Raw genomic sequence first — 15,347 nt, forward strand, 5'->3', positions numbered from 1 at the left:
TTCAGGATTTGGGTAATAGCGGGGATAATGTCATGGTTGTCCTCGCTATTTAATTACACACTTAGGATTTTATGAACTGAAAATATATATCAATCCTACCACTATATACTATATACCATATTCAATGTTTTCAAGGTTGATAATCCGTCATTAAAAAACGAAAAAAACCTTATTCTATGAAGTTATAATCACTGTTTTCAGGGTGTATCTCCTCGTTTCATAGAACTTACTTTTGTGATTGCATAAATAAATCAAAGAGGAATGAATATAAAAATATTATTTCTACTGCTTGTGATTCCCTTCATGAGTATTGCTCAAAAAAAGGGTAAAATCTATTTTGATGGAGAATGGAAAAAAACCCATAAAAAAAATGCTGTCTATTATCGTAACTTACCCTTAAAAAAGAAAGGGGATTTAATATACATCCAGGATTTTTATATAAATGGTGATCCCCAAATGACAGGATGGGCACATAAAAATAATGAAAAGAAATTTGAAGGAAAAGTTACCTGGTATTACGAGAATCGACAGATCAATACTATAGCTCACTATAAAAATGGAAAAATTGAAGGCGCGGTAATTGAATATGATTGGGCGCATAATGATACTACAGATGAAGAATACACACAAATAGAGGAAGAGGTAAATTATTTAAATGGAAAAAGACATGGTGTTAACATCGAATATTATAAAGGCAAAAAACATGAACAATATCAGTATGAATATGGTCAAAAAAATGGCCCATATATCATATATAGTACAGAGATTGGGAATATTATTGAAGAAGGAACATATAAAAATGATATACAAGAAGGCATTTGTATAACATATTATAGTGATACAAAAACTATTGAATCTAAAGTGCACTATCATAAAGGTAAAATGCACGGTACATATACCAGATATGATAAAAATGAGAACATCATACTAGAGCAACATTATATTGAGGGCAAACGAGAAGGGGAATATACCTTAACCTTATGTCCTGAAAACGATATTTATGAACACTTCACTTATGAAAAAAGAGCTTATGTGAACGGATATGTAAACGGAACTTATGAAAAAGGAATGTATGTAGATGGTAAAAAAGAAGGAGTAATTACTATCTATTATACAACTGGCGAAAAAAAAGAAGAATGTACGTATCACAATGGAGAACAAGAAGGGCAATGTACAGGATATAGCATAACAGGAGAGATCGTATATTCATATTATACTAAAAACGGTTGGACTGAGGAAGGAACAGACCAATGTTTTAAAACTTATAAAGCAAAAGAGCTTGTCAAAGAAGAAAAATTCTATATGGGGTCAACACAATTGGCATATTCGTTACTATACCTGCCTAATGGAAAAAAAGAAATTTCAAATTACAGCTCTACAGGAGAACTTTTATATAAAGGATCAACAAATTTTTATTCAAGAAATCTAACTAATAGAAAAGAAATTGACTACTACAAATCTAATGAATGTGGGTATGTAGATGGTATTAAAGATATTACCTCGTATACAGAAAATGGATATGAAATATCCCATTTTGATAGAAAAGGGACATTGGTAACTCAAGGAATATATAAAGATAATAAACCTTATGAAGGTACATTTTATCAATCCCCTCTATATACAAGCAACTATGAGGTATTTGTTACTTATAAGCGAGGAGTTAAACACGGAAAAGAATATCTAAAACACAAAGGAAAGATCATTGCCGAAGGGAACTTTGTATATGGTAAACGCAATAAAGGAACTTTTGTATTTGATCAAAACTATAATGAATTAATGGCCCAAGAGATTACCATAGCCTCGGTATCTAATGGTCAAAAAGAAGGAATACAGCAGGTTTATAATACTAAAAAAGGGATCATCACCTCATATTATCATCTAAAAAATGGTAAAAAAAATGGAGAAAGTGCAACATATACCAAAGATCGTAAACTCAAAAACGTACTTATTTATAAAGATGATAAACGTTATGAAGGTAATTATAATACATATACCGACTCTATCCCATACAATGAATTAGATTGGCAATATAACTATACCTATAAAGCAGGAAAAATATATGGGGAAAAACGTGTAGTTAAACTACAATATAATGACGACCATAAGAAAGAAATCAAAATCATTGCAAAAGGTACCTATAAAGATGGAAAAAAAGACCACGGTACATTTTTGCTATCAGATAATGATATAGGATACAACTATAAATATCCCAGACCTATATGGGTCAGTTACAAAATACAACATATTATAAATGGTTTAGAAGAGGGAAAACAAAACTATTATTATTATCCCCATCTTAAATACGGAAACTATAATACAATAGACCATGTAGGGTATTATCATGCAAAAGCAGGTGTCGTAGATGGAGAATGTGTTTTTTATGATAACGTAGGAAAACTAAATCAAAAAATATATTACAAAAAGGGAATCCCCTATGATGGGTTTACGACAGATTATGATGGAAATATGACTTCTTATGCTAAAGGAAAACTTCATGGAGAACAAATTCGTAAACATAAAAAAAGGTATCAGTATACAATAACAGAAGTATATAAAGAAGGCGTAATCCAATCTGTGGCCTATGATAGTATTTTCGTTAATGGGCAAAATAATATTAAAGGGATCTATAAAAAAGGAAAGCCTTTTCAAGGGTATTTTGATGTAAAAGACTTTATGGCAGTAGATCAGTACGAAAATGGAGAAAAGAAGTTTCAATACTCTATATCGTTAGCAAACAATAAAGAAGAAGAAAATACGCTCATCAATCTAACTACAAAATCTATCTACAAAAATGATAGTATTTATAATGGATATCAGTACTTGTATGAAGAAAAGGATAGAGATCAAATCATAACTAGGTCTCATATAAAAAATGGAGAAATCGATAGCATCATAATAGGAATTCCAGGCATGTTTCGTAGTAGAATGTTTGAACTTAGCTCAATGGGTGATGGGTATTCTATTACAGAACCTTTTAAATTTTCTATAACGAATACAAACAATATACTAAGATTAAAAAATCATCAAGGTCAAATTCTAAAAGAAAAAAGAATCAATAAAAATCCTGAAACCAAACTACGATATACTTATATAAAAGATAATGATATACATACTCAGGAAGTATTTAGTCATATTTATTCTATCTGGGATGATAAAAAACTACAAGAAATAGAAAATTATCGGAATGATGATTACATGTTCCAACTCTTTTCAAAACTATCCTTATACATACACAAAAAAGAATATATATTCGCCAATTTCAAAGAAGAATTACTGTCTAAAAAAGAAGAAAACAGGTGGGAGAATGAAGTAGATAATAGTTGGTTTAACAGTGATTTCACCGAGAAGCAATTTGTATGTCTCTTAACATTTGATAAAAATGCTCAACCAAAGTATGGAATGGAAGTCAAAGCAAATAGTGATTTTACCTCCTATACTGTTACGCTCTATAACAAAACAAAGGTTATTAAGACCTTACAAAAAATTCCCTTAGAACAATTACATAGTATTTACGAAGATAATTATGATGCTATGTTTAGAATAAACTAAAAAAAACAGCTTAAATAAATAAGGCGATTTTTTCTTCTGTCACTTCGGTAGGATTATTTAATGATTCTTTTGGATTCTAAAGTTTACATAAAAATTAAAAGATGATTTAAAAGTTCAGGATTTGGGTAATAGCGGGGATAAAGTCATGAAACGTTTTAAACGTACCCATACTACTTTTTATAATGACTACCTGGCAGCACGCGTGATCGTTGGCAATTAGCCTGCCAAATCCAAATTAATTACAGTAATTATTAACATAGAGCAGATTGATTTCTGCTCTATTTTTTAGTATGGATTCTACCCTCGCTATGCTGGTATTTACCTCACCTCAAAATCTGATTTTTATTTTTTCGAAAAAAACTTTCATTTTTTTTTCTCAGTCCCGAAAAACGAAACTGGGATGATTTAATATTGTATCGGGAATACGATTAAAAACAAAAATTTAGTCACTAAAAACTTTTATATGAGAATACTATTTTTAAGTTTTCTGCTTATAGTGGGTACTATCGCCATAGGTCAGGAATCTACTTCGCCAAATCCTTTAGAAGAAGCCTTACAGGTTTTTCCTGTATCACCAGAAGCAGCTTCTTTGGGTAAATATGGGGATATCCCTGTTAACCTATCTACCGGAAAAATTAACTATACAGTACCTGTTTACACTATTAAAGTCGGTGATTTTGAATGGCCCATTCATCTGTCGTACAATTACGGTGGTCTTATTACCGAGCAAGATCACCCTATGACCGGGATGGGATGGGATTTAATTGCCAATGGAAGGATAACACGACAAATCAGGGGAAAAGATGATGAATATGGAGATCAATCTTATAAAGCCAATGCTATTATTCCTTTTTTACAAACAGTATATGACCAGGGTACTCCAATTGATGAGTATGACACCAATAAACGTTTTGAGATTTATAACAATATTGCCAATCGAAATTATGATGCACAACAAGACAAATATGTTATTAGTGCTCCTGGATTAAGCGGAAGCTATGTGCATGATGAGAAAGGGGATATCGTTTTTATGGAGCATAGAAACTTCAAAGTAAACAAAACGAACAATACAATAATAATTACTAAAGATAACGGAGTTACATACTATTTTGAGATACACGAAATAGGGAGTTACGCATATAAGACTTCAATTGAAGGAGAATCACTTAACCGCAATGTCCCTATGAGTTTTTTATTAACCCGTATCAAATTAAACGATAGTAAAGGAAGTATCTATTTTGAGTATAGCCCTACAGAAAGTTATAGTAAAAGAGTGTATTCTGAATCAAGAACTAAAGATACCTCTGTGGGAGGTACAGCTTCTATTGAAGAGGATTATACCGATAACTCTACAACCAGACACCAGCTTCAAAAAATTATATTTCCCAACGGCGAGGTGAGGTTTGATATCACCTCGGGTGTTTTAGATCAGGAAGTATCGGTTCAGACCTTGAATGAGATTTCTGTTTGGAATACAGGAAAACAGATCATAAAATATAATTTTACGTATAATGATCCAACTAAAAACAGAAAAACATTAGTAGGAATTACCAAAAGCAATGGCAATACAAACTTACCCTGGTATCAATTTGAATATTATCCTTTTCCTAACACCTTAGGGCCTTCTGTAAATTATAAATATCAGGATCCATGGGGGTACTATAATGGGAATTCTGGTTCTCTTTTATCTCTAGAAAACAGGAAAATAGATCATAATAAAACACTATCGGGGGCATTAAAAAAGATAACCTATCCTACAAAAGGATACAGTTTGATCAGTTATGAGCAAAACAGGGTACCTCCTACATCACCCGGCCTGGCAGATTTTTATACCTACACCAGGAACAAAACATTCTCGAGTGATAATAAGGCTGGACAAGGGGTTACAAAAACAATTGACACAACATTTACTGTCCCATCTTACCAAATTATTGAAGTAAGCCTAAGTGCAGGAATGTTCCTGTATGATCCTGATAACCCAGATGTAACCCCTAATATCGGTTTACAAGGTGCAGAGGCTAGTATAAAAGTTGAATGGTTAAATCCACCTCTTCCTTACCTCTCTAATTTGGGGGAAATAAATATAACTGGAGAAGATACCGAAGCACAATGTGAGCCTCTAGTAGGCTGCTCAGATAGTTACTATAAAACAAACCCTGTTGTTTTTAGAGCAGTTCCTAAAGGTGCTATAATTCGTATAACAGGTAGCATTTATGCCCCAACAAAAAGAGATGTATATGCAAACTGTTCTATAAAATATGAAGAGCTTGTTAATGAAGCAGGAGAACTCTTTAGTTATGTAGGAGGGGTACGAGTTAGTGGCACTGAGGATTGTGATAACAACGGAAATTGCAAGACAACCCATTATAAATATGTATTAGAAGATGGCATAGATAGTGGTCTTTTGACTGGGTCCTCTCCCGTATTCAGGTATTCTACAAAATACTATGATGGAATAAATGCAGATATAACCAGGATTCACACCGTGAGCAATAGCATGCGTAATTTCACCAGTTATCAGGGAGCTCCGGTATTATATCGCAGAGTAGAAACCATTGTAAATGGTGGAGATAATGGGAAAGAGGTAAACTATTATACTGTGGCTCGTAACAATTATACAAACTTTCCTTTTATAACTACAATGAATAACGACTGGAAAAAAGGTCAGCTTCTTAAAAAGGAAGTGCATAAAAAAGAAAACGGAAAATTTGTTCTTGAAAAAGAAACTATTAACCAATATCAGGAATTTTACCCATATGGCAAAGGTATGCATAGTAGTGTAAAGGCCTATGGGATGGCAGTTGGTAGACATTATATTTCGAGTAGTTATGGAAACCCACACCATTTTAAGGATAATTATTACATCGATTATCCCAAAGAGTACAAACTCATCAAAACAATACATCGAGAGTTTTTACATGAACAAACACTTACACGAGAGACTTCATATGCATATGATACTCCATATGGACAATTGAAGACACAAACAGATATTGGTAGTCATAATAATACAATGGTTACAGAATTTCTCTATCCGTATGATCTAAGCAATACAGTGCATAACAGTTTAATAGCCCAGAACAGAATTGCTATCCCTATACAAACTCAAACTAAAGAAGATGATAAGTTTGTAGCTACTCAAAGTATAGCGTTTAAAGATTGGGGGGATGGTAAATTACTACCAGAACTGATTAAAACCCTAAAAGGAGAAGAAAGCGCAGTAAACGTGTTTCAGGATCAGGTAGAGTATTTAAGCTATGATCATCAAGGGTATCCCTTAGAAGTTTCGCAGGTTGATGGTCGTCATATCATGTATGTATGGGGATATAACAACACCTTGCCTATTGTTAAGATTGATAATGCCAGTTATACCGGGATTTCTTCAACAGCAAGTAGTTTAATCACTCAGTTACAAACCGCATCGAATACAGAAGATACAGAAGCAGAAGAAGCAACCATGCGTAACCTGTTTAAAAGTCTTAGAGACGACGCTTATTTTGCAGATGCTCAAGTAACGGGCTATACCTATGATCCTCTTGTTGGGGTAACCAGTATTACCGATCCCAAAGGGCATAAAGCGTATTATAAGTATGATGAATTTAACAGGCTTATGTATGGGTTAGATAACGACCAGCATATTGCGCAACAAGTACGTTATAATTACCAAGGCGAACAAACGGCTACTTTAGGTGATGTGACTATCGATCTACCAGGTTCCAACACTATTCAACTTAACCAATCTGCTACTTTTAGTGCTAGTATCACGGGGAATGGTGGTGATCTCTATACCTGGTCTGTAAATGGTGTACAGGAGCAATGTGATGGTACCACTAGTTTTACCAAAACTTTTAATACTACAGGTACCTATACCATATCGGTATTGGTTTATAATAGCCAAACCAAACATAGGGTAAGCAAAACAATGAGTGTAGTAGTTGAATATCCTCCTATCCATGTACCTACAGTAAGCGCAAACCACGACCATGTTGTAAAAGGAACTAACGTTGATTTTAGTGCTTCTGGAATTGGTGGCGGGTCTGGTAATTTACGCTATGAGTGGTATGCAAACAATGTAAAGCAAGCCAGTACCACTACAACTTTTAGATATACTACCAATACAGTAGGAACAAATAATGTTTACTTTAAAGTGATTGACAATGAGACTGGAAAATCGGTAAGTAGTCCTCCTAAATCATTGCATGTATATTCCTCATTAGTTACTCCTGCTGTACATGCTAATAAAATTCATAGTATCGAAGGGAATACTATTAATTTTACTACTAATGGTATTACAGGAGGATCAGGTTCCCGAAGATACGAATGGTATGTAAATAATGCAATACAATCGGCTACCGCAACTTCTTATAGCAAGGCTTTTTCAACAGATGGCACCTATACCATTAAGTTTCGTGTAATCGATACCAAGACAGGACAATTTGTTGATAGCACTCGAACTATTTATGTATACAACCCTTTAAACACGGGAAGTATTTCTGTACCTTCTACTATAGCAGTGAATACTACAGCTACTTTTAATATTAACCCTAGCGAAGCAGGTGGAAGTTATACCTATTTATGGACTGTAACCAGTAATTGGAAAACCTATACCAGTAGTGCCAAATCTTTTGGTTTACTTATGAATTATGATTACTACGGAACAAATATAAGGGTGACCTGTAAGGTGTCTGCAACTAAAACCGGAGTAAGCAAAACAGTAAGTAAAACCATAACGGTTAATGGTGCTCCAACACTTGGAGGAAGTTTTAGTAAATCAACAATACATAATAACCAATACCACCAGGATTACATGATCACAGCCGTACCATCAAATGGGTCGGGTCATTATTCTTATTCATGGTATAGAGACGGGGTAGCTGTAAGAAATAATCCTTATGGCCCAACAGGTATTATGGTGGAACTAAATTGTGATAATAAATCAGATAGAATAAAATGTGTGATCAGAGACCAGAGAACTCAAAAATCTAAAACTGTAGAAGTTACCTATAATTTTACCCGCTCCTGTGGTGGTGGAGATGTGCCACATTAGATATATTCTAAAGAAATAATAAATATGTTATCTCATAAATATAAAAATACCATTCCTCTACTTCGTTCACCTATTAAAAACAAGGAGGAAATAAAAGCAAAAACATGAAAAAACAAATCATATATATACTACTTATGCTAATAGGGTTAAATCTCCAGGCCCAGGTAGTATTATCAGACAAGAATTATATACATACCACAGTCCCTCAAGTAGCGTTAACCATTGCAGAACTAGACAATGTAAACTGCTCTAACATTAATGATATCGACAAGGCTATAGAAAGTGTGACCTATTTTGATGGACTGGGTAGACCCATACAACAACGAGCCATCAAAGCCTCACCAGATGGTAAAGATATTGTGACTCATATCACTTATGATGATTATGGTAGACAAGCAAAACAATATCTACCTTTTGAGGCAGACAATACGATAGGGAGTTATAAAGAGATCAATGTAAATACCGATATTAACCAGTATTACAAAGATACCTATACCAGTGATTTTCCAGGGATAACTGATCTTAACCAGATTAATGCCTATTCAGAGAGCCTTTTTGATAAATCCCCTCTTAATCGAGTGATAAAAGTAGGTGCTCCGGGGAAAGCATGGAAAATTAATCGTAGTAGTGATGCAGATCATGCTATAAAGACAGATTGGTATACTAATAAAGCTAATGAGGTAGTGTATTTTAAAGTAGATTTTGCTAATCCAAATGATACTGAGGCCCCTAGTCTGGTAAAGGATGGACACTATGCTGTAAATCAATTGCACATAACTATTACTCAGGATGAGAATTGGACTCCGGCAGATGGTAATAACCATACGACCAAAGAGTACAAGGATAAACAGGGTAAAATTGTTTTAAAACGAACCTTTAATGCAGGATCGGCACACGACACTCATTATGTTTACGATAGATTTGGGAATTTAACCTATGTAATCCCCCCTAAAGTAGCGGCTAGTGATGGGGTAAGCCAGAGTGAGCTTACCGAACTCTGTTATCAATACCGATATGACAATCGTAACAGGCTTATTGAAAAGAAAATCCCTGGCAAAGACAAGGAGTATATTGTCTATAACAAATTAGATCAACCCATCCTAACCCAGGACGCGAATCTAAAAGGGAGCAATGCTTGGCTCTTTACCAAATATGATATTTTTGGAAGAGTTACCTATACCGGTAAGATTACCGATAACCGCGATAGAAAAACCATACAACAAGCTGTGAATACAGAATCTACCTTATGGGAGCAGCGCGGTGCTGCCGCTATGATCGATGGGACTACTATCTATTATAGTAATGCGGCATTTCCAAAAACAAACCTGGAGCTACATACCATCAACTATTATGATGATTATGGCTTTGATCTTGCAGGATTAACCAATCCCGGTACTGTATATGGCGAAACTATATCAGATCAAACCAAGACACTACCTACAGGAAGTAAAGTACGAGTACTAGATACCTTTGATTGGATTACTACGGTTACTTACTATGATAAAAAAGCACGACCTATATACGTAGCTAGTAAAAATGAATATTTAAACACTACTGATATTGTAGCAACCCAATTGGATTTTGTAGGTAAGGTAGAACAAACCAAAAGTACTCATACCAAAGATAGCAATGCTGCCATTGTAACGATAGATACCTTTACCTATGATCATATGGGTAGGATACTCACCCAACGACAATGTATAGAAGATACTTCTGGGGTAAATTGTACGGGTAATACAGGAGTTACACCAGCAGTAACCTTATCACAACCGATCACCCAAACCACAACTACCGTAGCGGGTAATACTATTACCTTATCTAATGGATTTCATTTTGCAGCCACGGCTAGTACTTCTTTCTTTGCTAAGATCCAGAACGAGGAATTCCCGGGAGAATTGATCGTATCTAATACCTATGATAAGTTAGGGCAACTAACCTCTAAAACAGTTGGAGGAGGATTACAAGATGTACATTATACCTACAATGTACGAGGATGGTTAAAAAACATCAATCAGGATAGTTATGATGATAATGACCTGTTTAATTTTACCATCAATTATAATATACCACAACATGGAGCTACTGCATTGTTTAATGGTAATATCTCTGAAACAGCATGGAAAACGGCCAATGATAACGTAGAGCGACATTACAAATACAGTTATGATGCTTTAAATCGAATCACAGAAGGAATCAGTAGCGATGGTAACTATAACCTAAGTGGTGTTACCTATGACAAAACAGGAAATATCCTCTCGTTAAATCGAAAAGGAAATCTTAATGAAGCTGCTACTTCTTTTGGAGATATGGATATGCTAGCATACACCTATGATAGTGGTAACAAACTCTTAAGAGTGACAGATACCGGGAATACGACTTTTGGTTTTAAAGATGGTAGCAATACCAATGATGATTTTGTGTATGATGCCAATGGTAATATGACTATGGATCAAAACAAAGGGATTACAGGGATTACCTATAATCATTTAAATCTCCCTAAAACAGTTACGGTAAATAATGCTTCTCATACCGGAAATATTACCTATATTTACGATGCCACTGGGGTAAAATTAAAAAAGATTACCACAGAGGGAAGTTCTTTAATTACTGAGTATGCTGGTAATTATGTCTATAAGAATGGTACGTTAGAATTCTTTAACCACCCAGAAGGGATTGTTGAGAAGGAAGCGGATGGGTATAAATATGTATATCAGTTTAAGGATCACTTAGGAAATATCAGACTATCATACAAAGATGCCAATAAAGACGGCAGTATCAGTACTTCTGAGATCGTTCAGGAGAAGAATTATTACCCCTTTGGCTTACAACATAAAGGGTACAACTTCGCTATAAATGGGAGTAAGCATGACTATGGTTTTGGAGGCAAAGAAGAACAAGATGAACTAGGACTTGGTTGGATAGATGTTACTGCTAGAAACTATGACCCTGCTCTTGGTAGATGGATGAATCTTGATCCATTAGCAGAAAAGATGCGTAGACACTCCCCTTATAATTATGCATTTGATAATCCGATATATTTTATCGATTATGATGGTATGGCTCCTAATGATTTTTATCGACATAAAAAAACAGGAAAAGTAGTATGGATTGATGGTAGTAGTCGTGTAAAAGGTTTTCAACACTTAGGATATCATGTAGGTTCTACTGATGTTGATGGAAATAGAACTCATATGAACGGAGATACCAGACAGATATCGGTCAATGGGAAAGTTGTGAATAGTTTTGGTTTTAATGGATCTCGAAATAGTAGAGGAAAAGGTACAGGTATTGATAGTTGGGGTCGTGAAAAAAGAGGTGATTTTCTAAGACCTACAAGTAATGGGAAAGCGATAGGGCAATTAAACATATCTGATTTACCAATAAGTGGAGTTCGTAATTTTAAGAATAAGGCTCTTGCTTTTATAAAAGATATTATAGGAATTTTAAATAAAGAAAATAAGCTTGGAGATAATTTATCAGAAAACTCATCTTCGAATTCAAATAGTTCTAGCACCGAATCCGAATCCGATTCTTCATCTAGTACAATGAATGCGGAAAATGTAGCCGGAGAAGAAATAGGACAAAGTGAAGAAGATACAACAAACACTTCTACTATATCATATAAAGATAGACCTGCAAAAAGTAAAAAGTTTTTCTCTAATAGAAAAAGTGCTGAAGAGGATTCTGCTAAACAGTCAAACAATAAAAATGTTGAATCAATTCTAATCGAAGACTATAAACAACAATGAAAATGAGTTATAGATTGTTTTTTGTGATATTATATATTTTGATAGTTTCATGTAATACCAAAAAAAGTAATAGTAAAAACGAAAATTTATTGAAAGATGGAATTTCAAGAGGGTACGATAAAAAGGGAAACCTAACTACTATTCATAATTTCAAAAATGGAAAACTTGTGGATACTTCTACTTTTTATAGAACAGATGGCTCTATTGAAATGAAGAAAGTATGGATTGACAGTGCTTATCATCAAGAAATCCTATATAATAGATTAGGTATTATCAAGGCAATGGGAAATATGAATGATGATGATTTAAAAATCGGAAAATGGTCTTTTTTTAAAGAAGGTAAACTGGATTTTATCCGAGAATATAAAATCATAAAAGGAAAACAATACCTTAATCAATCTTGGAATATTGATAAAAAAGGAGATACAATATATAAATCAAGTAAGTACTTCAAAATTCAAGTGTTAACCGATACCATTAATAAAGGAGAAGCTTTTCTTGGAGCAGCGTTTTTGCGTTCTCATTTTTTTAAAGGAAAACCATCGGAAATACTTATTTGCTTACCTAAAAATGAAACTGAAAACTTTAATGAAGACTTCTCAAATGAGAGAGAAATAGTATTAGACACTTTTTATAATATTCAACACGACATAAAGAATCAGAAAAATTTTGAGGGTCATAGTAAACCTTATAGTGCAGCTTTTGGAAAATGGTTTAAGATGACTACTGGTAAAAAAAATATTAGAGGATTTATAGAGGAATATTATAAAGAAAAAGATTCTGTAAAATCAACAAAAATGTATTTTGACATACCTATTTATATAAAGGATCAATAATAATTTCCTCGCCAGTGGGTTTGAAGATGGCACCAATACCAATGATGATTATACCTATGATGCCAATGGTAATATGATCCAGGATCAAAACAATGGGATTACAGGGATTACCTATAATCATTTAAACCTACCTAAAACAGTTACGGTAAATAATGCTTCTCATACCGGAAATATTACCTATATTTACGATGCCACTGGGGTAAAACTAAAAAAAATTACCACAGAGGGAAGTTCATCGACAACAGAATATGCTGGTAATTACATATATAAGAATGGTACACTAGAATTCTTTAATCATGCAGAAGGTATTGTAGAACATGAAGCCGATGGATATAAATATGTATACCAGTTTAAAGACCATTTAGGGAATATTAGGTTATCGTACAAAGATGCTGATAAGAATGGTGCTATAACGCAAAGTGAGATCGTGCAGGAGAAGAACTACTATCCTTTTGGACTACAACACAAAGGTTACAATTTTGATGTAAAGGGTAGAAAACATGACTATGGATATAACGGGAAAGAAGAGCAATCTGAACTAGGGCTTGATTGGATAGATTATGGGGCTAGGAATTATAATGCTGCTATCGGTCGTTGGATGAATATGGATCCTTTGGCGGAAAAGTATTATGATAAATCATCTTATAACTATTCACTTAATAATCCTGTGTTTTTTGTTGATCCGGACGGTAGAACTGTTGATGTAACTGATTTAGTTAATGGGGGAACAAAAACAGATACTTGGTTATTAATCAATTTAATGGCTAATTTGTCAGAAACTACCGGATCAGTAATTAAAAAAAGTACTTCAAGAGATGGGGTTTCAACACTTACAGAAGGGGAATGCAAATCTAATTGTAAAAAAAGTAATAAAGCAGGTAGTTATGTTTCTCATTTATTAAGCAATGATAGTGGTACTATTACTGTGAAAAATAATGATAGAAATACTAGACAAACAGCAGATGGAAGACAATTTAAGCAATTTGGTTCACAAGCCAGTCCTAATGGAGAAATATATTTAGATGCGATGCAAATAAGTAATATTCAATATTCATTAGAGTCGAAGAATGTTGACTCTAGGACAATGGATACTGGTTTCGTTTTTCTTCATGAATCACTTCATACTAGATTTGGTGCTTCATATTTTAATAGTGCAAGAGATAATAATGAAAAAGAAGGGGGTAGATTTAGAGATCCAACAGGGGGTTTTTGCCAAAGCCGTTTTTGCAGGTCCAACGGTAGAAAGGATAAATGAATTTAGAAGTGAAACAGGTCTTCCTTTACGTAGATCATATTCGAATTGGAACCCTAACAACCCTGGAAGTCTTGTGATAGAAAAAGATGGAAACCGTATTGAAGTTCCAATAATAAACTATAATATGTTATACAATGAATAAAACAATATTAATATTAGTTATGGCTTTTATTTTGTTAGGTTGTTCAAATAATAAAGAGTTATCATCTTCTCGACAACAATCAATCATTAATAATTCTATAAACTATATAAAGAAAAATAACACAATAGGAATGAAAAATTGTTATTTAGTTGATTCTAAAATATCTCCTATGCAATTTGAAGTGTTTTTTAATTCAGAAAATGTGGATTTTGAAAAGAAATTTGGTAAAGATTACCAAAAAATATTAAAAAATATTGAAGATGATTTAAATAATGATAGAATTGACAAACATAATGATTTAAGTATTAATCTTTCACCTTGTTCGGAAAGTAAATATGTAATTAGTTTTTCACGTATGAGTAAAACATATGTAATGTGTTATTTATCCCAAGAAGGTAGAAATATTTCAATTGATGAAATATTAGAGGAAAAATATAAGTTTGATTCTAATGAATATTACTTTTTTCTTTTTGAATTTAATAACTCTGGAAGTATTATTAATGTTTTTGAAAACTCTGTAATTTTTGGTTAAAGATCCCCTGCTGCTCCTAGCGTGTAATTGATCGCTCCCGCTATGCCTCTTGGCTAGTGGCGTCAAAGATTGGTAGGTAAGAGTAATAAATAAAAGTCACAATTGATAAAAAGATTGTGACTTCTTTAGTTTAATAATATGTTATATTTACGATGCCACTGGGGTAAAGTTAAAAAAGATTACCACAGAGGGAAGTTCATCGACAACAGAGTATGCTGGTAATTATGTATATAAGAA

At 33.6% G+C, this 15,347-nt stretch carries 6 protein-coding genes; all 6 read left to right on the plus strand.

Features of this window, described 5'->3' with window-relative positions; all coding sequences use genetic code 11:
* Positions 1–261 precede the first annotated feature (261 nt).
* The 6 genes from NNH57_RS12280 to NNH57_RS12305 all read left to right on the plus strand — a co-directional run bounded on the left by NNH57_RS12280 (position 262) and on the right by NNH57_RS12305 (position 15,110).
* The gene (locus NNH57_RS12280; RefSeq protein ID WP_074407481.1) at positions 262–3,549 is read left to right on the plus strand and encodes a toxin-antitoxin system YwqK family antitoxin; all 3,288 of its coding nucleotides are present in this window, start codon (positions 262–264) and stop codon (positions 3,547–3,549) included.
* 463 nt (positions 3,550–4,012) lie between these two features.
* Positions 4,013–8,596 (plus strand): PKD domain-containing protein, encoded by a 4,584-nt coding sequence (locus NNH57_RS12285; protein ID WP_074407480.1) that lies wholly within the window; start codon positions 4,013–4,015, stop codon positions 8,594–8,596.
* Positions 8,597–8,700: 104 nt separating this feature from the next.
* Positions 8,701–12,345 (plus strand): DUF6443 domain-containing protein, encoded by a 3,645-nt coding sequence (locus tag NNH57_RS12290; RefSeq protein ID WP_074407479.1) that lies wholly within the window; start codon positions 8,701–8,703, stop codon positions 12,343–12,345.
* Positions 12,346–12,434: 89 nt separating this feature from the next.
* A complete protein-coding gene (locus NNH57_RS12295; protein WP_139062505.1) occupies positions 12,435–13,181 on the plus strand; it encodes a toxin-antitoxin system YwqK family antitoxin in 747 nt (248 codons plus the stop codon).
* 73 nt (positions 13,182–13,254) lie between these two features.
* A complete protein-coding gene (locus NNH57_RS12300; RefSeq protein ID WP_074407477.1) occupies positions 13,255–14,436 on the plus strand; it encodes an RHS repeat domain-containing protein in 1,182 nt (393 codons plus the stop codon).
* A gap of 134 nt (positions 14,437–14,570) precedes the next feature.
* Entirely contained in the window at positions 14,571–15,110 is a 540-nt protein-coding gene (locus NNH57_RS12305) for a putative periplasmic lipoprotein (protein ID WP_074407476.1), read from the plus strand.
* The last annotated feature ends 237 nt before the right edge of the window (positions 15,111–15,347 follow it).

The organism is Aquimarina spinulae (genome assembly GCF_943373825.1).
Classification (GTDB): Bacteria; Bacteroidota; Bacteroidia; order Flavobacteriales; family Flavobacteriaceae; genus Aquimarina; species Aquimarina spinulae.